Annotated in this window: 22 protein-coding genes, 1 tRNA gene and 1 other annotated feature; of the genes, 19 read left to right on the plus strand and 4 right to left on the minus strand. The window is 49.1% G+C overall.

The features are described 5' to 3' along the window. Positions 1 to 7 precede the first annotated feature (7 nt). The 5 genes from T504_RS0106635 (at position 8) to T504_RS0106655 (ending at position 6,323) form a co-directional block, all read left to right on the plus strand. Positions 8 to 1,426 (plus strand): sugar porter family MFS transporter, encoded by a 1,419-nt coding sequence (locus T504_RS0106635; RefSeq protein ID WP_051635244.1) that lies wholly within the window; start codon positions 8 to 10, stop codon positions 1,424 to 1,426. Between the two features lie 24 nt (positions 1,427 to 1,450). Further along, positions 1,451 to 2,866: a glycoside-pentoside-hexuronide (GPH):cation symporter gene (locus T504_RS0106640; protein WP_033170285.1), complete on the plus strand. Its 1,416-nt coding sequence runs from the start codon at positions 1,451 to 1,453 to the stop codon at positions 2,864 to 2,866. An 18-nt stretch (positions 2,867 to 2,884) separates the two neighbouring features. Next, positions 2,885 to 4,504 carry a glycoside hydrolase family 43 protein gene (locus tag T504_RS0106645; RefSeq protein WP_033170286.1) on the plus strand — a complete coding sequence of 540 codons (1,620 nt, stop codon included), beginning with the start codon at positions 2,885 to 2,887 and terminating at the stop codon, positions 4,502 to 4,504. A 29-nt stretch (positions 4,505 to 4,533) separates the two neighbouring features. Next, positions 4,534 to 5,160 (plus strand): DUF4867 family protein, encoded by a 627-nt coding sequence (locus tag T504_RS0106650; protein ID WP_033170287.1) that lies wholly within the window; start codon positions 4,534 to 4,536, stop codon positions 5,158 to 5,160. 146 nt (positions 5,161 to 5,306) lie between these two features. Continuing rightward, on the plus strand, positions 5,307 to 6,323 hold the full coding sequence (locus T504_RS0106655; RefSeq protein ID WP_033170288.1) for a LacI family DNA-binding transcriptional regulator: 1,017 nt from the start codon (positions 5,307 to 5,309) through the stop codon (positions 6,321 to 6,323). A gap of 45 nt (positions 6,324 to 6,368) precedes the next feature. Here the strand turns inward: T504_RS0106655 and T504_RS0106660 are convergent, their stop codons facing one another. Continuing rightward, entirely contained in the window at positions 6,369 to 6,824 is a 456-nt protein-coding gene (locus T504_RS0106660; protein ID WP_033170289.1) for a hypothetical protein, read from the minus strand. Between the two features lie 118 nt (positions 6,825 to 6,942). Between T504_RS0106660 and T504_RS0106665 the strand changes: the two genes are divergently transcribed. The 12 genes from T504_RS0106665 to T504_RS0106720 all read left to right on the plus strand — a co-directional run bounded on the left by T504_RS0106665 (position 6,943) and on the right by T504_RS0106720 (position 18,408). After that, positions 6,943 to 7,815, plus strand: coding sequence for an ABC transporter ATP-binding protein (locus T504_RS0106665; RefSeq protein WP_033170290.1), 873 nt, complete (start codon positions 6,943 to 6,945; stop codon positions 7,813 to 7,815). Further along, positions 7,815 to 8,552 (plus strand): ABC transporter permease, encoded by a 738-nt coding sequence (locus T504_RS0106670; RefSeq protein WP_033170291.1) that lies wholly within the window; start codon positions 7,815 to 7,817, stop codon positions 8,550 to 8,552. Before T504_RS0106665 ends, T504_RS0106670 begins: the two co-directional genes overlap by 1 nt. A gap of 18 nt (positions 8,553 to 8,570) precedes the next feature. Beyond that, positions 8,571 to 9,389 carry a metal ABC transporter ATP-binding protein gene (locus T504_RS0106675; protein ID WP_033170292.1) on the plus strand — a complete coding sequence of 273 codons (819 nt, stop codon included), beginning with the start codon at positions 8,571 to 8,573 and terminating at the stop codon, positions 9,387 to 9,389. Continuing rightward, complete coding sequence (locus T504_RS0106680; protein WP_033170293.1) at positions 9,389 to 10,231, plus strand: metal ABC transporter permease; 843 nt, start codon at positions 9,389 to 9,391, stop codon at positions 10,229 to 10,231. Before T504_RS0106675 ends, T504_RS0106680 begins: the two co-directional genes overlap by 1 nt. 73 nt (positions 10,232 to 10,304) lie before the next feature. After that, a complete protein-coding gene (locus tag T504_RS0106685; protein ID WP_033170294.1) occupies positions 10,305 to 10,910 on the plus strand; it encodes a recombinase family protein in 606 nt (201 codons plus the stop codon). A gap of 164 nt (positions 10,911 to 11,074) precedes the next feature. Further along, positions 11,075 to 11,452 (plus strand): TIGR02530 family flagellar biosynthesis protein, encoded by a 378-nt coding sequence (locus tag T504_RS0106690; protein WP_033170295.1) that lies wholly within the window; start codon positions 11,075 to 11,077, stop codon positions 11,450 to 11,452. Between the two features lie 31 nt (positions 11,453 to 11,483). Next, on the plus strand, positions 11,484 to 13,472 hold the full coding sequence (locus T504_RS0106695) for a flagellar hook protein FlgE (RefSeq protein ID WP_033170296.1): 1,989 nt from the start codon (positions 11,484 to 11,486) through the stop codon (positions 13,470 to 13,472). 234 nt (positions 13,473 to 13,706) lie between these two features. Continuing rightward, a complete protein-coding gene (locus T504_RS0106700; RefSeq protein WP_033170297.1) occupies positions 13,707 to 13,976 on the plus strand; it encodes a hypothetical protein in 270 nt (89 codons plus the stop codon). Between the two features lie 124 nt (positions 13,977 to 14,100). Continuing rightward, on the plus strand, positions 14,101 to 14,856 hold the full coding sequence (locus tag T504_RS0106705) for a hypothetical protein (RefSeq protein WP_033170298.1): 756 nt from the start codon (positions 14,101 to 14,103) through the stop codon (positions 14,854 to 14,856). A 245-nt stretch (positions 14,857 to 15,101) separates the two neighbouring features. Then, positions 15,102 to 16,535: a ShlB/FhaC/HecB family hemolysin secretion/activation protein gene (locus T504_RS0106710; RefSeq protein ID WP_033170299.1), complete on the plus strand. Its 1,434-nt coding sequence runs from the start codon at positions 15,102 to 15,104 to the stop codon at positions 16,533 to 16,535. Positions 16,536 to 16,553: 18 nt separating this feature from the next. After that, on the plus strand, positions 16,554 to 17,999 hold the full coding sequence (locus T504_RS0106715) for a filamentous hemagglutinin N-terminal domain-containing protein (RefSeq protein WP_033170300.1): 1,446 nt from the start codon (positions 16,554 to 16,556) through the stop codon (positions 17,997 to 17,999). 205 nt (positions 18,000 to 18,204) lie between these two features. Beyond that, positions 18,205 to 18,408, plus strand: a complete 204-nt coding sequence (locus T504_RS0106720) for a hypothetical protein (protein WP_033170301.1) — start codon at positions 18,205 to 18,207, stop codon at positions 18,406 to 18,408. Between the two features lie 63 nt (positions 18,409 to 18,471). On the opposite strand, the gene T504_RS0106725 is transcribed toward T504_RS0106720, so the two are convergent. Continuing rightward, positions 18,472 to 18,546: transfer RNA gene (locus tag T504_RS0106725), tRNA-Arg, on the minus strand. A gap of 137 nt (positions 18,547 to 18,683) precedes the next feature. Here T504_RS0106725 and T504_RS0106730 point away from each other — a divergent pair. Beyond that, complete coding sequence (locus T504_RS0106730; protein ID WP_033170302.1) at positions 18,684 to 18,959, plus strand: late competence development ComFB family protein; 276 nt, start codon at positions 18,684 to 18,686, stop codon at positions 18,957 to 18,959. Between the two features lie 63 nt (positions 18,960 to 19,022). On the opposite strand, the gene T504_RS0106735 is transcribed toward T504_RS0106730, so the two are convergent. Both T504_RS0106735 and T504_RS0106740 read right to left on the minus strand, forming a co-directional pair. Beyond that, entirely contained in the window at positions 19,023 to 20,210 is a 1,188-nt protein-coding gene (locus tag T504_RS0106735) for an aminotransferase class I/II-fold pyridoxal phosphate-dependent enzyme (RefSeq protein ID WP_033170303.1), read from the minus strand. Then, on the minus strand, positions 20,207 to 20,686 hold the full coding sequence (locus tag T504_RS0106740) for an Lrp/AsnC family transcriptional regulator (RefSeq protein WP_033170304.1): 480 nt from the start codon (positions 20,684 to 20,686) through the stop codon (positions 20,207 to 20,209). Before T504_RS0106740 ends, T504_RS0106735 begins: the two co-directional genes overlap by 4 nt. 46 nt (positions 20,687 to 20,732) lie before the next feature. Next, positions 20,733 to 20,939: a binding site (T-box leader), on the minus strand. A 250-nt stretch (positions 20,940 to 21,189) separates the two neighbouring features. Between T504_RS0106740 and T504_RS0106745 the strand changes: the two genes are divergently transcribed. Next, complete coding sequence (locus tag T504_RS0106745) at positions 21,190 to 21,663, plus strand: NanQ anomerase/TabA/YiaL family protein (RefSeq protein WP_051635245.1); 474 nt, start codon at positions 21,190 to 21,192, stop codon at positions 21,661 to 21,663. The last annotated feature ends 71 nt before the right edge of the window (positions 21,664 to 21,734 follow it).

Raw genomic sequence — 21,734 nt, forward strand, 5'->3', positions numbered from 1 at the left:
ATTATCAATGGATGCTTCGTTACCTAAGAATATGGCCGATAAGGCAGCCGGGCGGGCTGCTGCGCATGTCCGCATGTTCATCTATTTTGCCGCAGGGATGGCTGGCTTGCTTTTTGGTCTTGACCAGGGCGTCATATCCGGTGCCTTGCCGTTTATCAGTCAAGAATGGAATTTATCCAGTGCGGCGCAGGAATGGGTCGTCAGCTCGATGATGGTAGGAGCGGCTACTGGTGCAATCGTAGCATCGGTTATGGCCAAGAAAATTGGCCGCAAAAAGAGCTTGATGATAGGCGCGACCCTGTTTATCGTCGGCTCGCTCGGTTCCGGTTTTGCTGTCAGTGCGGATATGCTCATCGGTTTCCGGTTGATTTTGGGCCTGTCCGTTGGTATTGCATCCTATACGGCGCCGCTTTATTTGGCTGAGATGTCGGATAAAAATGCCCGTGGACGGGTAATATCCGGTTATCAGTTGATGGTTACCGTGGGTATCCTCGCCGCTTTCCTTTCCGATACGGCATTCAGTTACAGTGGCAACTGGCGTATGATGCTGATGGTCATTGCCCTGCCGGCTGTCCTTTTGCTGCTGACGGTTATCCGCCTGCCGGACAGCCCACGCTGGCTGGCAGCTGTAGGACGCATCGAGGAAGCTTCGGGTGTCTTGGAAGCACTGCATGGCAGTGTCGAAATCGCTCGGGAAGAAATGAAAGATATTAAAGACGCCCTGAAAATCAAACAGGATGGCTGGGGGCTTTTCAAGGCAAATAAGAATGTCCGCCGGGCAGTATTTTTAGGGGTACTCTTGCAGGCAATGCAGCAGTTTACCGGGTTTAACGTCATCATGTATTACTCGCCGAAAATTTTGAGTCTTGCAGGTTTCTCGACCACGGAAGATCAGATGATTGGTACGGTTATCAATGGCATCGTCTTCGTGTTGTCCACGTTTATTGCCATCTTCATGGTAGACAAAAACGGTCGCAAACCGACGCTCAAGATTGGCTTTGGTGTTATGGCGCTCTCCATGGCGGTGGTAGGTGTCTGCATGTCGCTGCTCGAAGCTGGCACGGCCGATGTGTCGATTTCGTATTTGGCAGCCATCATGACGATGGTCAGCATTGCTGGTTTTGGCATGAGTGCAGGCCCGATTGTCTGGGTGCTCTGCTCGGAAATTCAGCCGCTTAAATCCCGTGAGTTCGGTGTCGCCTGCTCGACGATGACCAACTGGATTACCTGTGCGATTGTCGGGGCAACGTTCCTGACGTTGGTCGATACGCTCGGCTCGGCTCATACGTTCTGGCTTTATGCATTGCTCAATGGTTTCTTTATCGTTTTGACGATGGCGTATGTGCCGGAGACGAAGAATGTCACACTGGAAAATATCGAGAAAAACCTCATGGAAGGCAAAAAACTGCGCAATATTGGCTGTTGAGTATCTGCAGGGAGAGAGGGAAAAATGGAAGCTTTGAAAAATTATAAGCTGAGCATGCGGGAAAAGACGGGCTACGCTATGGGCGACCTGGCCTGCAATCTCATCTATACCACGGTTTGCACCTATCTCTTGTTTTTCTATACCAATGTTTATGGCCTGCCGGCGGAAATCGTTGCGACGATGTTCCTCGTCGTGCGCGTGATGGATGCCATTGTCGATCCGATTGTCGGCACGTTTGTGGATAAGCATACCTTCAAGTACGGCAAGTTCCGGCCTTATCTGCTCTACGGTGCGTTTCCGTTTGCGGTGCTCGGCATTCTTTGCTTCAGCACGCCGGAGCTCACGCAGGGGGCGAGCGTCATCTATGCGTATGCAACCTATATTGGCCTGTCCTTGGTTTACACGACCATCAATATTCCGTATGGTGCGCTTACGGCGGCGATGACCCGTGATAACAAGGAAGTCGTCAGCATGACTTCGATTCGCATGCTCTGTGCCAACCTGGGCGGCCTTATCGTTTCGTTTGGCATCCCGGTTTTGGTTACGATGATTTCTGGCAGCTATACGGGGGAGGAGTCCCGCTTCGGCTGGCAGGTGACCATGGGACTTTACAGTGTCATTGGCGCGCTGTTGCTGCTCTACTGCTTCTCGCAGACGAAGGAGCGCATCAAGATTGACCCGTCCAATGATGAAAAGCTGCGGTTTGTCGATGTGTTCAAACAGTTCAAGGTAAATCGTCCGCTCGTTGTCCTCAGCCTGTTCTTCATCATCCTCTTCGGCATGATGGCGGTTATGAATTCCATTGGCACGTACTTTGTTACCTATAACTGCAACCGTCCGGATCTCATCCAGTGGTATGGCCTTATCGGTACCTTGCCGGCTTTCTTCCTGCTGCCGCTGGTGCCGACCTTCAATAAGCTCGTCGGCAAAATCAATTTGCTGCGCATTTCCCTGGCGCTGGGCATGATTGGCTGCATCGTCACCTATCTGGTGCCGGCAGACAATATCACGCTGGTGCTCATCGCGCGCTTTATCGGTTCGTGCGGCATCATCGTTGCAGGCGGCTTTATGTGGGCGCTGATTCCGGAGACCATCGAGTATGGTGAGTACAAGACGGGCAAGCGGTTAAGCGGTATGATTTATGCCATTATCGGCTTCTTCTTCAAGTTCGGTCTGGCCCTGGGCGGCATCGTCCCGGGCTTCATGCTGGCGCGGTTTGGCTATGTGGCCAATCAGGTACAGACGCCGGAGGCCCTGCAGGGTATCTTGCTGACGACGACCTTGATTCCGCTGCTGTTCTTGGCAGTAGCATTCATTGACATCTGCTTCTATGGCTTGGATGATGAACGCTATCATGAGATTGTAGCAGAGCTTGAGAGCCGTCATGCGCAGGAACACGAGCAGGAACATGAGGGCATGCCAGCAACGGGAACCATGTAAGTAAAAGGAGCACTTACCATGAAGATAAAGAATCCAATCTTGAAAGGTTTCAATCCAGACCCGAGCATTGTGCGGGCCGGCGATGATTACTATATTGCCACGTCGACGTTCGAATGGTTTCCGGGCGTGCAGATCCATCATTCCAGAGATTTGGTGCATTGGCAGCTCATCGCCCATCCCCTTGACACCACGGAAATGCTCGATATGAAGGGCAATCCGGATTCGGGTGGAATCTGGGCGCCAGACCTTAGCTATGCCGATGGCAAGTTCTGGCTGATTTACACCGATGTCAAGGTTGTCGATGGCATGTGGAAGGACTGCCACAACTATCTTACGACGGCCGAAGACATCAAGGGGCCGTGGTCAAAACCGGTGCTTTTGAATGGTGCTGGCTTTGATGCGTCGCTGTTCCACGACCCGAGCGGCCGCAAATACCTGGTCAATATGTATTGGGATCAGCGTGTTTATCACCATAATTTTTATGGCATTGCCCTGCAGGAATATTCGGTGACGGAAGAAAAACTCATTGGCCAGCCGGAAATCATCTATAAAGGCACGGATATCGCCTATACTGAAGGGCCGCATCTTTACCACATCAATGGCAGGTATTATCTGATGACGGCCGAAGGTGGTACGACGTATCAGCATTCGGAGACGATTGCGCGGAGCAAGGATATTCACGGCCCTTATGAAATCCAGCCAGATTATCCCCTGCTGTCGGCCTGGACGGATATCCATAATCCGTTGCAGAAATGCGGCCATGCGTCGCTCGTAGAAACGCAGGATGGGCAGTGGTATCTGGCGCATCTGACGGGGCGTCCGCTGCCGGCGCCGGCTGGTTTCCCGAGCCGCGAACGCGAGCAGCATGCCTATTGTCCGCTGGGCCGGGAGACGGCACTCGAGAAAATCGAATGGCGCGATGGCTGGCCCATCGTAGTCGGCGGCCGTCAGGGCAGTCTGGAGGTCGAAGCTCCGAATCTTCCAGCGCAGGAATGGGCTGCCACCTATGAAGAAGTCGATGATTTTGATGCGGCAAGTTTAAATATCAACTTCCAGACGCTCAGGATTCCGTTTACGGAAAAGCTCGGCAGTCTTTCGGCTCGGCCGGGATTCCTGCGGCTCTATGGCCGTGAATCCCTGCAGTCGAAATTCACGCAGGCCCATGTGGCCCGCCGCTGGCAGTCGTTCCAGTTCGATGCACAGACAAGCGTAGAGTTCCAGCCCGTATCGTTCCAACAGATGGCTGGGATGACCTGTTATTACAACACAGAGAATTGGTCGAGCATCCATGTGACCTGGAATGAGAGCAAGGGGCGCTGTATCGATTTGGTCGTAGCCGATAATGGCAGCTTCTCGATGCCGCTGGCTGGTCAGGAAATCCCGGTGCCGGAGGACGTAAAGACCGTCCATTTCAAGGTGGAGGTCCGTGGACGGAATTATCGCTATGCGTATTCGTTTGATGGCAAGGCGTTTACATATCTGCCGGTCACCCTTGACAGCTGGAAACTGTCCGATGACTATGTGCGGGGCGGTGGCTTTTTTACCGGCGCGTTTGTCGGCATGAATTGCATCGACATTACGGGAACGGCGCTGCCCGCTGACTTTGATTATTTCAGCTATAAAGAAATCGAAGAATGATTGTTAACTAGAATCGCGAGGTGTAGAACATGAAAATCAGTAATGTTAAGGAAAAAGAATTTCGTCCGTATGGCCGTGTGCTGCCGCTGGATGTCGAGGGCTTTGTAAAGACAATCAAAGCTCGTCCGGCAGTGAAGAAAGGCGAGGTGGTCTATGAGCCATCGGTGCGTGAGTTTGAGGAGCTGCCTCTCTATCAGGAACTCAAGGACAAGACGTATGGTGAGCAGGCTATCGAGTTCGGTCATTGCAGCGGCTGGAATGAGAAGCTCAATGCCGTCGAATATCATCGTTCTTCGGAAATCGATATTGCGGCTACCGACCTTTATCTGATTCTGGGACGCCAGCAGGATATTGATTATGAGACCAATACCTATGACACGAGCAAGATGGAAGTGTTCTTTGTGCCGGCCGGCACAGCTGTCGAGCTCTATGCAACGACGCTTCACTATGCGCCGTGTGGCAAGGAAGGCCAGGAGTTCCGCTGCGGGGTGGTACTGCCGAAGGGAACGAATGAAGAGCTCCATGAACCCGTGGGAAAAGAAGCAGAAGATCGGCTGCTCTTTGCTGAGAATAAATGGTTGATCGCTCATAAAGAAAGTGGCCTGGAACAGGATGGAGCCTGGATTGGACTAAAGGGGAAAAATCTTACGTTATAAGCCAGTAATTGGCAAAAGTACGAGCCGTCCTCGTCGGAGGAGGGCTCGTACTGGTTTTCGCATTCTTCGTTATTTACGAATGATAAAAAAATTGCTAAAATACGACTGAAGAGATTATGAGAAGCAGATAGCAGGGAAGAAATAGTATGGTTACAATGAAGAAAATTGCCGAACTCTGTGGCGTCTCACGAGGAACTGTCGACCGTGCCTTAAATGGACGTGGACGCGTAAACGCCGAGACAGCAGCAAATATCCGTAAAATGGCCAAACAGCTTGGCTACGAACCAAATCCGGCCGGCAAGGCGCTGGCAGCCCGCAAACACCGTCCGGTAATCGGTATCATCCTTTCCTCGGAGGGAAATGCCTTCTTTGATCGTGTGATTGAGGGAATCAAGGACGCAGCCGAAGAATATAAGATTTACGGCCTGCAGGTTGAAATCCATACCATGAAGGGCTATCTGCCCGAAGATCAATTGGCACTGATTGAATCCATTCAGTCGGATGTCAATGCGTTGATTTTGAATCCTATCAATGATAAACGGATTGTCCAAAAGATTGATGAGCTGGTGGATGCTGGGGTCTTTGTGGTCAATCTAAATAATGATGTGGATGGGTCAAAACGCCATTGTTATGTGGGCAGTGATTATTATAATGGCGGAATTACTGCCTGTGCGCTTTTGGAGGCGATGATTGGAACCTCGGCCAAAATCGGGCTTATCCTGGGAAGTCGACAGGTACTGGGTCATAAGCTGCGATTGGAGGGGTTCTTTCACCGCATGAAACGGGTCAAGGACTTCTGTGCTATCGATGTGATTGAGCATGACGATGATGAGATCTTTGCCTATGAGCGGACCAAGGAATTCCTGCGCATTCATCCAGAGACAACGGCAATCTGTTCGCTGGCGGCCGGCGTATACGGCATCGGTCGGGCTGTTATGCAGCTGCCGGAGGAGAAGCGGCCGATGGTCATTGCTTTCGACAGTGTGCCCACAACGGTGGAGATGATGAAATTCGGTGTCGTGCGGGCGACGATTTATCAGCATCCTTACCGGCAGGGGCATCTGGCAGTCGATATCGCTTTTGCGTATCTGGTCAATGGACGACTTCCGGAAAAACGGGAATACATCATGAAGAATGAGATTCGCCTGCTGGAGAATCTGTAACAAGAACGACAAAAGCCAGCCATCTTCAAAGATGGCTGGCTTCTTTTATTTTGCCGTAACGTTTAGCGGCTGATTTTCTTTGGTCGTCTGGGCTGTGGAAAGTTCCTGCCGCAGACCGTGGTAGAATTGGATGAGGCCGCCCAGAATTGCATCGCGGTCAGTATCTTTGAGGCCGGCAGTCTTTTTGAGTTCGCGTGTGGTTTCCAAAACATTGCCGATGGTCAGGATGTAATTATATTCTTCCTCTAAGATTTGAGCTGCATCGAACGGATCAAGGCATTTGACATCCTGGCTCAATTTATCGTATTCGCGCGAGAGAGCTTTGAGGTTTTTTTTCTGGGTGAGTGCCAGCGAGAGATTGTCTTCGGTTACTCGGGAAAGGGCTGTATTGATATCGTCACGCATGGCATGCATATCGCGGAGGCGTTTTTGCAGGGCCTGAATATTGCGGGTCATGCGCTGGGCTTCCATCGGGGAAAGGTCGATTTGTTTATCGGTCATATTTACATCTCCTTATCGATTCTGATAGAATCTATTGTAGCGGATTTTGGGTGGAAAGTCCAAGACCTTGACGAGTTTGCTACAATAACTATGGTAGATATATTAACGGAGAAAACCCATGATTCAAATCGAAAATCTGGTGAAGAAATTCCCCCATAAGACAAAGGCGGGGAAAAATAGCGAGAAAACGGCGGTGGACAATCTGTCGCTTTCGGTGAAAGCGGGGGAAATCTTTGGTTTGTTGGGACCCAATGGTGCCGGCAAGACCACAACCATCCGCCTGCTGACGATGCAGACGCAGCCGACGAGTGGCTCAATAAAGTACAAGGGCATGGAGCTGGTAGAGCATGCACAGAAGCTAAAGAGCATCATTGGCGTGGTGCCACAGCATGTGAATTTTGACCAGGATTTGACGGTCCGGGAAAATTTGGAGCTCCATGCACGGCTGCATCATATAAAGCGGGCGGAGCGTCAGCAGCGAATCCGCGAACTATTGTCCTATGTGGAACTTACCGAGGTGGTAAACGATGGCGTGCGCCGTCTGTCGGGCGGCATGAAACGCCGGCTGCTCATTGCGCGGGCACTTTTGCATCGTCCGCGGATTTTGTTTATGGATGAGCCCACGGTGGCACTTGACCCGCAGGTGCGGCGCCGCATCTGGCAGCTAATCCGCCAAATGGCCCGCGATGGGGTTACGGTCTTTTTGACGACGCATTATATTGAAGAAGCAGAATCGCTCTGTGACCGAGTGGCCATCTTGAATAAGGGAAAACTCGTAGCCCTGGATACCCCGCAGAATTTTTGTGAAACGCTCGGCGGTTATACGGTGGAGTGGGATGGCAGCGAGGGGCGTCAGTATGAGTTCTTCGCGGAAAAGCAGGCGGCAGCGGAATTTGCCGGTCAGCAAGAAGGGGATGGTTCCATTCTCATCCGGCCGACGAATCTTGAGGACGCCTTCATCGAACTCACGGGCCGAAGGGAGGGCATCTGATGCTTTACGATATCTGGACGGTGTTTTGGCGTGACTGGGTGGTACTCAAGCGCCGGATGACGAAATTTATCCTGTCGCGTATGGTGGCACCCATGCTCTATCTGGTCGCTTTTGGCTGGGGGCTGGGGCGCAGTATTTCGGTGGATTCGGGGACGTATCTTGATTTTCTCGTGCCGGGCATTCTAGCGCTCAATTCGATGAATATCAGCTTCAACAGCATTACGCCGGTGCATGCCGAGCGTATCTATCATAAGAGTCTGGAAGAATACATCCTGGCGCCGATATGGCCGGATGCCTTTGTCATTGGCAAGGTGCTGGCCGCAGTGCTTCGCGGCTTGATTTCATCGGCTATTATTGTGATACTGGCCTTGGCCTTTGGAGCGCATTTCACGCTTACGCCGCTCTTTTTGTTTGTGCTAATCCTAAACTGCATCATCTTTGCGGAAATCGGCTTTATTGCGGCGATGAAAATCCGGACTTATGAGGAGATGAGCCAGGTAAACACCTATATTCTGCTGCCCATGTCGTTTTTGTGTGGAACTTTCTTTTCCACCCAGGCGCTGCCGGCTTTTCTGCGCTGTATTATCGAGATTTTGCCGCTTACCCATACGAGTTATTTGCTGCGCGGGATAGGCAGCGGCAGTGAGATTGCACTGGGGTCAGTGCTGGTGCTGGCCGTTTATGCGGTGTTGGGCTTTGCCATCGGCAGCCGGGCCTTTCGCCAGTTGACCCATTGATTATGAGGAGTAACGAATTTGTTTAAGAATATCATGCATCATCATGCAGCTTCGAGTGAAGACTGCACGAAATTATGCTGCACCCGGATCGAAGATTTTGCGGTCAAAATTGGTCGATTGACTATCTTTGACCATGTGAATATCCATATCCATTGTGGACAGCTGACGGCCATAATCGGTCCGAATGGCGCGGGCAAGAGTACGCTTTTGAAGGCGATCTTGGGCGAAGTGCCTCATGAGGGAAAACTCCATTATGTCGATGCCAAGGGAAAGCATACGGGACATCCGGTCATTGGTTATGTGCCGCAATACCTGCGGTTTGATGTCAGTGCGCCGACGAGCGTCATGGATATCTTCATGGCGTGCATTTCCAAGCGTCCCGTTTGGCTCTGCTCGGATAAGAGTCTGCGTCCGCGCGTCGAAAAGAGCCTGGCACGGGTTCATGCGGAGCATCTCATCGATCGCCGCCTCGGCGCGCTCTCAGGTGGTGAGCTGCAGCGGGTACTGCTGGCATTGGCGCTAGATCCCATGCCGGATTTACTGCTGTTGGATGAGCCGGTGTCAGGCGTTGACCAGAATGGATTGGAACTCTTTTATGAAATATTAACAGAACTGCGTGAGAAAGAGGATATGGCGATTATCTTGATTTCGCATGACCTCAATATGGTCGCACGGCATGCTGACCAGGTGGTATTGATGAATAAGAGTGTCGTCATGAGTGGCACGCCTCAGGAGGTATTCCGTGATTCGCGTACCCGCCGGATCTTCGGGATGCTCGCGGGGGGCGATGCAGCCTTAATGGATGCGCAAGCGGAAAAGACTGGGAGGGAAGACTGATGGAATTACTATATGACATCATGGATATGGTGCTTCCCTTCGAATGGGTTAGCCACATGTTCATGAAACATGCATTACTCGCTATCCTGCTAGTTACGCCGCTGTTTGGCCTTTTGAGCACCATGGTGGTTTCGAATCGCATGGCCTTCTTTTCGGATTCGCTGGGACATGGCGCCTTTACCGGAATTGCGCTGGGGGTATTGCTGGGGGTGGTATCACCACTGGTATCCTTGGTCGTCTTTTCCATCTTGTTTGCGCTGTGCATCACGTATATCAAAAATAAGAGTACGGCTTCGACGGATACGATTATCGGGGTGTTTTCCTCGACGGCAATTGCGCTGGGGCTTATGATTATGACGAGTGGCGGCGGCTTTAACAAATTCTCTTCCTTCTTGATTGGCGATGTCCTAAGCATCACCGAGGAGGATTTGCAGGCGTTGGTTGTTGTCTTTGGTCTGGTGTTGGTTGGCTGGGCTTTCCTCTATAATAAACTGCTGGTCCTATCCATTAATTCGTCCTTTGCCCGCAGCCGTGGGATAGAGACGTTTTGGGTGGAAGGTTTGTTTGCGGCGATTTTGGCGGTGGTGGTATCCATCAGCATCCAGTGGGTCGGCATTCTGATTATCAACGCCCTGTTGGTACTGCCAGCGGCAGCCGCCCGCAATGTGACCAATAACGTCAAACAATATCATGCGGTGTCGGTATGCTTGGCCCTGGTCACAGGAGTCAGCGGCCTGATCCTGGCCTATTATTTCAATATGGCAGCCGGGGCAACCATCGTGGTGCTGTCATCGCTGGTGTTTTTTGTGACGATTGTCCTCAAACCATGGTTTATCCGATAAACATTTTTCCCTAATGGGCTATGCAGGTAGTTGCGGCTTCCGGCATAGCCCGATTTTTTTAGGGAGGAATTTTATGCAGCAGTTATTAGGATATGTGCGGGTGAGCACCAGGGAGCAGAATCTAGACCGCCAATTGGCGGCAATGGAACGCATGGGGATAAAACCGAAAAATATTTATATGGATAAACTTTCCGGCAAGGATTTTTCCCGGCCCCAGTATCAAAAACTTATGCGGCGCATCGATTCGGAAACAATCCTATGTATCCATTCGATTGACAGGCTTGGGCGAAATTATCAAGAGGTATTGGAACAATGGCGTCAAATCACGAAAATCAAGGGAGCAGATATTATCGTTCTGGATATGCCGCTGTTAGATACGCGAAAGGGGCGTGACTTGCTCGGAACTTTCGTCAGTGATGTAATTTTGCAGGTGTTATCCTTTGTCGCGGAGAATGAGCGGCGCAACATTCGCAAGCGGCAGGCCGAAGGCATTGCCGAGGCTCGCAAGCGCGGGGTACGCTTCGGACGCCCCTGCAAGCCGCTGCCTCCGGGATTTTTGCAGGCCTATGCTGCGTGGCGGGAAGGGCGGATGTCAATGAATCAGGCCGCAAGACAAATCAATATGCCTGTATCGACTTTTTACAACAAATGTCAGCAACGAAAAAAGCGCGAACGGTAAACGCTCGCGCCTTGAGCCTATTCAGAAAGGTATACTTTTCTGAATAGGCCTTTTTCTTTATTAATCTACTATATCTATCGGTGAAAATGTTGTTTTTCTTAAATAAAAATTTGTCATTCCAAAAAGTATAGGTTTTAAAAATCCAGATGAAGGTTGAGGCAGATATGAAAGAAATCAGCAAAGTACCAGCTAAGGCCGAGCAGGGAATGGCAGGAATCGGCAGGAGACAGGGAAAGTCGCCAAGACCAGACGAAAAGGCATTTGACCGTGAACTGCATGCGGCGGAACATGGCGTTAAATTTTCGCATCATGCGGCCAAACGCATCGAAATGCGTGGCGTGGAACTAAGTGACAGCGATATGAATCGCCTGAATGATGCGGTGGAGCGCATGGCGGAAAAAGGTTCCCGCGACGCGCTGATATGGATGAAACAGACCGCGCTGGTTGTCAGCGTGAAGAATCGCACCGTCATTACCGCAGTAGACGAAGAAAGTGCCAAAGAAAACATTTTCACGAATATAGACAGTGCCGCCATACTCTAAGGCACAAGGGATAAAGGAGAAGTGATTTATTATGATGCGTTCGTTATATTCCGGTGTTTCAGGACTCAAAGGACATCAGACGAGAATGGATGTAGTAGGCAACAACATTGCCAATGTCAATACAACAGGATTCAAATCCAGCCGCGTGACCTTTGCTGACACATTGCTTCAGACGCAGGCCGGTGCAGCGGCACCATCGGGCAATCTGGGTGGTACCAACCCGAAACAGATCGGTTTGGGCGTAGGCGTTGCCAGCATTGATACGATTTTTACCGACGGGTCCGTACAGGCAACGGGCAAGAATACCGATCTCTGCCTGTCGGGCAACGGCCTGTTCGTCGTGAAAAAAGGCAGTGAGACCTTCTACACCCGCGATGGTGCCTTTGAGTTCGATGCAGAGGGAAACTATGTATTGCCGGGCAGTGGTCTCAAAGTGCAGGGATGGATGTCTCAAGATGGTGTGCTCAATACAACTGGTGCTGTTGGCGATATAAGCATTTCCGCAGGGAAATCCATGGAATCAAAAGCAACGAGTATAGCTACATATACAAATAATTTGAATGCCGCTACGGCAGGATATGAAATCAGCAGTATCTTGGTAACGAAAACAGATGGGACGACAGAGACGGTTTCGTCTTACAATCCCCAGAGTTATACAGGGGATTTATGGTTGAATTGTCCTGACGGCAAATTTTTAGTTCCGATTAATCCAGCTTATAATGTAGGAAGTACTGCGACATTTTCTATCTGTTGTAGAGATTCTGCAATAGATTCTATAACCGCTAATGGTACAGGGCAAGTAACTCTTGATGTAAATACTCCAGGACAATATGTTGCTATAAATGATAATCGTACAAGCGGTTCTGTTACCATTCCAAGTAGTGCTATAAGTAGTGGTACTTATTCGATTGGTGGTACATATAATGTTAATAAAACAATAAGTGGAGTAGAACATTTAGCGAATGATAATAATAATATAAAACTTACTTTTAGTGATAATTCAGATGGGATATCCAGTGTAGTTGTGCCAGATCCATATGGAAAATTCGCTGTGGGAGATTCTTTTTCATTAAGTCTTAAGGTAACAGGTGGAAAGGCTACAACAGGGGCAACAGTGAAAGATTCTGAGACAGGAAATGTAGTGACGATTTCAGCGGCTTATGGTGATGTTGATGCTGAGTTAGGAAAAGATTATACAATAACAAGAACACCAGAGGCAATAACGAATGCTCCGGGGGTTAAGTCGGTAACGATTAATACAGCTGATGGAACATCGCTTGCTGGTTTAGTGAATTCGAAGTATTCTTCTGGTGGAACGTTTTATCCTTCCGTTACAACTACCGTGACTGTTTATGATAGTCTGGGGTCATCGCATAATGTACCAGTTTTATTTACGAAAACTGGTGATAATGAATGGGCTTTATCGCTAAAAGGTGGTTCGGATAGCTGTACTATAACGGAAAGTGATGGAACAACTACAACGGTAAACTTAAGTTCTAAAGACTTGAAGTTTTCTTCTGATGGTAAATATATTTCTGGAAGTGGAAATCTTACGTTGAACTATACGAATGGTGCAGCAGAAAGCAAAGTGGCATTAAACTTGGCGGCAATTACTCAGTTTGCAGGAAATAGTACGATAAATGCAAGTGCCGATGGACATGCGGCGGGTACTCTTAGTAGTGTATCGGTGGATAGCTCGGGAATCATCACGGGAACCTATACGAATGGTGTTAAACAAGCTGAGGCACAGGTAGCAATAGCGCAGTTTACCAATGCTGCTGGTCTTACAAAAACGGGAACGAGTCTCTATCAAGAATCAAACAACTCTGGTACGGCAAATGTGAAAACGGCAACCGATTTGGGTGTAACGATTACGCCGTCGGCTCTTGAGATGTCCAACGTCGATATTGCCAACGAGTTCTCGGATATGATTGTCACCCAGCGTGGCTTCCAGTCCAATTCCAAGATTATCACGGTCAGTGATGAGATGCTTGAAACAATGATTAATATGAAACGTTAACGCAAACGGGGAACGCGAGATATTTTGTCGTGTTCCTCGTTTTTATTTTGGTATGTAAGATATGTAGGGGGATGCTTTGGGGAAATTATCAGATATACTTGATGATTTTATATGGTATATTGTTTTTATCAGATATAACTGATAAAATATATGAATTTATGGACTTGAATCGAGAGACACAGCCTGACCGTTCCGTAGCAGAACTTTTTCAGCAGTATGTGCTTCTATGGAGGGATGCCATACCTTTGGAACCTTCAATACCAGGAGCAACCTGTCAAGCAGTACCTTCGGGATTTATTCCATGCTGTTGAGCTGAAAGACATTATCCGCCGCAAACAGATTCGGGATGTGGATATGCTAGAACGTATCCTTACTTATGTGACAGCCAACATCGGCAATAACTTCTCGGCTATGACCATATCGAAGTATCTGAAAAGTGAAGGGCGCAAGGTAGCTCCGGAAACTACTGAGAAAACTATGCAAAACAAAACTCCCGAAAGTTGATGAGGAATCGGTATAGTTGCCTTCTCCTTGGCAAGCAAAAAGGATTTTGTCTTTTCGTGACGAATTCATACCTAGAGATGATGGGGGAAATGCGGGCGGCAAAAGCTAAAAGCGAGGGGTGACTATGGCGAAGGATAAAGAGTGGCGAAAGCGGCGGGAACGTATGCGGGATTTGTTCGAAGAGATGATGGAGCAGCATAAAAAAATGCTGCTGACAGCAATTGAGCTGCACAAGGCCATGGAGGAAGATAAAGACCCAAGGGGAATCAAACACAGTAAGGAGTTCCTGGATCTTATGCGTCAACAGCGCACATTGATGATTCTCGGCATGGTACACAAGGTCAATGCGTTGGAATCAGAAGAAGAAGGGGGAAAGCTAATTCCCTTCCCCGTCCGTCCTACTCGGGAAAATATGGAGGCAACCGTTCGGCAGTATATTCCACGTGAACGGGAGAGGCTGGCAAAGGAACATGCGGCAATCATGCGCATGGCCGAAAAGATTGGGTATTATGCCTGGTCTTTGCCAAAATCCTGCGTACAGCATGCGAAAAATGGCGGGGTTACTACGTATGAGTGTTCCCGCTGCAGCGTGCTTCGCAATGCGAGACTCGCGCAGGGCGGCGATGGCGAGGGTTATGAATTACAGCATCGTCAACTGCTGCGCCTCTACGAAAAATGGGAGGCCTGGATGCTGCAGTTTGGGAAAGAGGAACCCAAAACGCAGGAGGAAATACAGGAAGAGGTGGTATCGCCGGCCTGCAAGAAGCATCTTCGCGAACACTTCGCGGAACAGGAAACCTTTGATGGCGCGGATTGTTATGGTTGTCCGGTCATCCGTCAGTCCTTTATGCCGCTACAAAAGAATACAACGAAGGAATAGAACGAAGCGGTCTCTTAGCAGACCGCTTCGTTCTATTTTTGATTGTTTGTTTCGGTAAGGGATTGATTCTTTTGAAACAGTGTTTCAGGGGCGGGGTTTTTTGCTGGCAGGCAAGAGATTTTTTATGTAACAGCGTTTCAGTTCGTCGGTTATTGATTGTTTAATATTATTTGCTAGTGGTAAGCTTAAACCGAATTAAAGAATACATTACAATACCAAAAGAGAGAAACAGGGGGAGAAGAACGATGAAACTGAAGAGAGAAAGAACTACAGCTCTCGCGCTGACGGTTTTGCTTGGTCTTTCGGCTGCTTATATGCCGTCGACGGAGGCTGCGAAAACGACGGCCGAGGAAGCGTTGGAAAAACAGCTGGAGTCACCGGTTCATGAGACGCTTTCCGAAAAGGCACAGCGCCTGGCACATAGTACAGTAACGCTTACCGGAGTCGATGTCGCGGATGGCTCGGCTTACGATAAAGATAAAATTCTCTTGCTGGTACCTCAGCTCAAAGGGGATAAGGTAAATGTACAGGATCTCAGTCGGACCATCGCCCTGTATAACGAAGAAGGCGCCATTAAATTGCATGTCAATTTCCAGCCGGATGGTGACGGCTACCGGGCAGTAGTAAATGCCGTAACGGGGAAAAAGGTTGCAGTTGGCGTGCAGTTTGCCAACAATGGTAACAAATACAGCGGCAATTGGCGTGGGACGACTACCTATGTTAACCGCAATCTTACGGGGCGTGGGGATACGCTTGGTGCGGCTTTGGTCAGCACGACATCACTCGATAAGGACAGCAATGTAAGGCAGGGGGCTGTTTCCTACCGTTGGAATCTGCCAAGCTCTGGCGATACGCTGACTTTCTCTGCCAGCCATTCGGATTCGAAACTCACGAACCTGTCCACTACGCCGTTGTTTGATTTGTCGGCTACGGGTAAGAGCACCCGTGCTGGCGTATCGTATCAGCATTATTTCAAACACAGTCAGCGTGAGCGCGACTTCCTGGATTTCGGTTTGAACTATCATCAGACGGATAATAGTTTGGCATTGGCTCTTCCTGGTGGCGGCGGTGCCAAAATCAATTATGACCTCCATCATGAAGATGCAACGGTAGCATTTTATCATCGCGACCGCGGGGCATCCCATAATTTCGGTTATCGTTTTGGCCTTCAGGGAAATGTCGCCGGTAATAAGACGGACTTCAAGGCCATGACGGCAGATGCCGATACGAAATATCTGATTTTCCATGCGAATGCGAACTATCTGAAACGCCTGAGCAAGGAAAAAAATTCCTGGCTTTTAAATACGCGCGCTGCTGGACAGTTGGCGAATAAGAACCTCATCAGCTGTGAGAAGTTTGGCGTAGGCGGTATGGACAGTGTCCGTGGCTTTGATGAGAATATCCGCACGGCCGATAATGGCGTATCGGGAAGTGTGGAATTCTACACGCCGGAGAAGAGTGGTCTGCGTGGAATCGCCTTTGTCGATGGCGCCCGCATCAAAAATCATCATGGCAATACGGCAACGAATCTGGCATCGACGGGGCTTGGAATTCGTTACAATACGGCAAACTTTTCCTTGGCTACGGATTATGCCTGGGTGCTCAGTGAGCCGGATCATGTCAAAAAAGATCCTGCCGGTCATCGCCGTTGGAATTTCTGGGCTGGATTGAGTTTCTAAGTAAGGAGCGGAAGTAAGATGAAAAAAACAACCTTATCGAAAAAGATTCTTCGTTTTGCTGTGGCCAGCGGGCTGGTATTTTCCATGAGTGCTCCGCTGGTACAGGCGATGCCTCAGGGCGGTGAAGTCTTAAATGGTGGTGTTTGGGTCAATGGATCGAATCGATATCTCGACAATAACTGTGGGAAGTTTGATGCCATTTCTGGTGATGAATTCCAAGCGCAGAAGGTCTATGACGCCAATGATAAAGCGTTGATCATCAAATGGGATTCCTTCGATATTGCAAATGGTGAGAGTCTGGTCTTAAATGGTCAGGGGGTGCCCTTTGTCAACATTGTCAATAGCGGGTCCATGTCAAATATTGCCGGCACCTTGTCAACTACGGGGCTTTATCAAGTGTATGTGGTAAATCCCAATGGCATCAATGTGGCGGATACGGCTAATTTAACGGCTACGAACCTGACTCTTTCGACCGTAGAGGCTGGCGATACAGAATGGAAAAGCTTATCCTTTGGGGACAATGCAAAAGCCAAAGGCGATATCAAGATTTCCACGCCGAACGTCATTGATGTCTATGGCAACTTTACGACCAATAGCGTCAATTTAGAAGTAGCCGATGGAGTGTCCTTTAAAATCAATACCGAGGACAGCAATTCTTCATGGTGGGATGATCCCAATAAGGTAAATGTGCCCTACGACAAAACTTGGGACCGTTCGACGGTAACCTTCCATGCGGAGAATAATATTACCTTTAATGGTTATTTCGATACGGCTTGGATCGATCAGAAGGGGGATGTGGCTGGTCATGGCGCAAAAGGTCCTATTGAAGCAACGTTTTCGGGCAAAAATGTGACGTTCAATGTGCCGACCAAAACGACGGAATATACGGTAGGCATGAATTTCAATTTATATAATGATGCCAACACGATAACGGTAAATGGTACGGACAGCATTGCGATAAACGGTGGGAAATTTGCAGCTGGTTCGGGAAGCATCAACCTCAACAGCCCGAAAATCACGGCAGCCAGCGGTACGGTATTTGATGCTGCGACTAAGAAATCCTCTTCGCCGATTGAGGCAGCCGAAGGCGTTGATATCAGCGGCTTTACGGTAACGGATTTACCGAATGATGATCCAGGTGATAAACCGGGAACGGACCCGTCGGATGATCCAGGCGTTGATCCGAACACCAAACCGTTGAGTCATAATGAGGCGGTAAATAAAGGGTTGAATACTTTGCCGGCTTCGGTAACGCAGGAGACGAAAGAACAGATGGCGGCAACCATTGAGGAAGAAAATGATATGGTAGTCGCTGCTGTAGACCAGGAGGCTGCTCCGGCAGAATCGGTCGATGCAGAGGATAAAGATGTCAGAGGCCAGGCTGCTGCCATCGAGAGCACGTCCAATGCTCCGGCAAATGCAAATAGACTCGAAGTGGCGGATAACGTATCCTTTACGGCTTGAGGAAACGATGCGTTAACTAGCGAAACTTAGATCAAGAAGGAGTTGCAGAAAGAGTGTGTGGTTTTTCCACATGCTTTTTCGCAACTCCTTTTGTCGTTGTTTCCATAAAAGTGGCAGGAGAAAGTAGACAAACGGTGTAGTATTTTTATATAATAGCATTTATGAATAATTATCATAAATAACTCAGATGTGGAGGATGTAGAAAATGGCAAGAACAGTCAATTACGAAGTAAAGATGAAACAGGTTTCGGAAAAGATTGAGAAGAAGCAGCGCGAAATCAAGGCGCTTAAAGCTGAGTTGGAAACGGTCAAGGAGAAACAGGCAAAAGTAGAGTACGCAGAACTGCTGGAATACATGCAGGCCAACAATCTTTCGGCGAAAGAGATTCTCGAACTTATCAAAGACTGATAGAAAACAAACAAAAAAGCCATCCTTAATGATAAAATCAAGGATGGCTTTTAACATTCAAAATGGTGCGCTCGGGCAGAGTCGAACTGCCGCCTTCGGCTCCGGAGGCCAACGTCCTATCCACTGGACTACGAGCGCGACGTTGTGTTTAACAACAGTAACTATTATATCATTGTTGCAATTTAATGTCAAACGGAGAAAGATTTGTTGAAATATTAGGGAAATGAGACAAAACATGATATAATTACCTTAGAATGTGCTAGGAGGGGGTTAAGATGGAACTTAAAAATTATATGGAAGATTTGGTCCTCGAGAAACTGGATGATGTTATGGCGCAGTATCCAGTTTGCTGCACGTGCGATCTGTGTAAGCGGGATATTGCCACCTTGGCGTTGAATCATCTGAAGCCGCGTTATATTTCCTCGCATAAAGGCGATGTTTTTACGCGACTGGATGAAATGAGCGCTCAGTATGAGGTGGAAGTCATACAGGCCATTGCCCAAGCTATCGAGGTTGTGCATAAAAATCCGCGACATGCCGAAGAGGAATGATTGTGCTCAACGACAACGAGGTATTGCCAAGAATTTTGGCAATACCTCGTTGTCGTTTTTTATTTACTTTTTGTGATTTTTCAAGAAGTTCTCGATACGGTTCAATGCTTCGGAAATTTTATCAATCGAAGTAGCATAGGAACAGCGTACATGACCTTCTCCGCAGGTGCCAAAGGCACTGCCTGGGACGAGGGCAACGTGTTCGGCTTTTAGCAATTCTTCCGCAAACTCGTTGGAAGTGTAGCCCGTGGAGCTGATGTTGGGGAAAATGTAGAAGGCGCCTTTCGGCTCGAAGCATTCGAGCCCCATTTTGGTCAGGCCATCATAGATTAGACGGCGGCGCCGGTCGTATTCGGCAACCATTTTTTTCATGTATTTTTCCCCGTGACGAAGCGCTTCGACGGCGGCAATTTGCGCGGTGATTGGTGCGCAAAGCATCGTGTACTGGTGGATCTTCGTCATGGCAGCGGTGAGCGTGGGATTGGCTAAGGCGTAGCCGATGCGCCAGCCGGTCATGGCATAGGCTTTGGAGAATCCATTCAAAAGAATGGTCCGCTCCTGCATACGGGGCAGCGAGGAGAAGCAGACATGTTCCTCACTGCCGTAGGTGAGATCTCCATAGATTTCGTCGGAAATGACAATGAGGTCGTGTTTTTCGGCGAAGTCGGCAATGGCTAGGAGGTCTTTTCGTGTCATGATAGCGCCGGTAGGATTGTTCGGATAGCCAATCAGCAGGACTTTGGTGCGGTCCGTGACGTGTTCCTCCAGTTCTGCCGGCGTGATGCGGAATTCGTTTTCAATCTTTGCCGGTACCGCTACAGGTACGCCACCGGCCAGCGTGGTGCAGGCCTGGTAGGAAACGTAGCATGGTTCCGGAATCAGGACCTCATCGCCTGGCGCTAGAATAGCACGCATGGCGATATCGAGGGCTTCGCTGACGCCTACCGTCACGAGTACGTCGGTGGCGGCATCATAGGTTACGTGGTAATTCTGCTGATAATGGTTGCAGATTTCTTCCCGAAGCTCTGGCAAGCCGCGATTGGCCGTGTAGGAGGTATAACCCTGTTCCAGTCCATAGACGCAGCTTTCACGGATAGACCATGGGGTGACGAAATCTGGTTCGCCAACACCGAGGGAAATGACATCGTCCATCTGGGCGGCAATGTCAAAAAATTTGCGGATGCCTGAAGGCGCAATGGCATTTACTCCTGGGGAGAGACGATCTGCCCAGTCTTTTCGCGATTCTATCATGGGCTCACCACCAGTCTGCGGTCACGTTCTTCATCGTCGATAATCGTGCCGTCTTTTTTGTAGGGCTTTAACATGAAGTGGCTGCGGGTCTGCGTGACGCCTTCAATGGTGGAAAGACGTTTGGCAACGAAGTTTGCTACTTCTTTCAAGGATTTGCCCTCGATGATGACCATCAGGTCAAAGCTGCCGCTCATGAGATAGACGGTACGGACTTCGTCAAAGCGGTAGATGCGTTCGGCAATGGCATCAAAACCGACTTCGCGCTGCGGCGTCAGATTGATTTCAATCATAGCGGTGACCGTGTCGTCGCCAAATTTTTCCCAATTGATCAGTGTATTGTAGGACAGAATGATTTTGTTCTTTTCCAGGTCCTTGATGTTTTTTTCGACTTCATACTCACTGCGATTGAGCATGGAGGCAAGTTCGCCTACTGGACGGCGGGCGTCGTGTTCGAGAAGCTCCAAGAGTTCGCGCATGAATATTCCTCCTTTATTGTTCGCTACAACAAAAGCCCTCATCCTGTAAAAGGACGAGGGCTTATTCCCGTGGTACCACCTTAATCGGATTCACGCTGTGAATCCACTCGAGGCCTTAACGCGGCAAACGGCAGAACTTATTCGGCTCTGCAGGCTCGTGAGCAGCTTTCTCTGGTTCTGTCTGACGATTCGCACCGGCCATCGTCTCTCTGAAAGGAAAGAATTCAGATACTTATTCAGTCATTGCCTCTAACCATATAAGCTAATCATATCACAGTGAAACAGTTTTTGACAAGTCAAAATTAGCCACTGTCTGTTTGTGATAGACAGATGGCGAAGGCGAACAGCTCATATGTCCCTTTGTTGAAAAATTGTTGTCTTTTTGATAAAGATGGCGGTGTGTTCTTGCAATACGCAGTTGTTTTAGGTAAAATGATAATGAAATACTAACACGAATAGTATTTTCAGGAGAAAGAAGCAGAAATAAGGAAGAAGGTTATTGCATGTTTATCGGCAGCATTGATTCGTTGGATAACGGTCACGCAGACTACCCGGAGATTGTACAGAAGGCGTTGGAGTATCTGCGGAGCCATGACTTCACGAAATTAGAAGATGGACGCTATCCGATTGATGGCGATAAATGCGTGGCGAATCTGCAACGGTATACGACCCGTGTCCTTGAGAAATGTCGTCCGGAGACCCATAAGAAGTATGTGGATATCCAGTTTGTCGTTGAGGGCGAGGAATACATGGGATGGTGTCCGTTCAGCCCGGATCTTAAAGTGGCGGAGCCTTACGATGCGGAAAAGGACATAACCTTTTATGAAGAGTTGATACCGGACAGCAATATCGTGCTGACGCCGGGGCGTTTTGCTGTGCTTTATCCGGAAGATGTACATCGTCCGCAGGGTGCAGTAGAGGGCGAGCCGGGCCCTGTAACCAAAGTGGTGGTTAAAATTTCGGTGGATTGTTTGTGATGCAATAGGCATAGCAGGCCTTTCGGGGGTTGCTATGCCTATTTTATCTATATAAAGCTTTATGGTTTCAT

It is taken from the genome of Selenomonas sp. ND2010, assembly GCF_000702005.1.
GTDB lineage: Bacteria > Bacillota > Negativicutes > Selenomonadales > Selenomonadaceae > Selenomonas_A.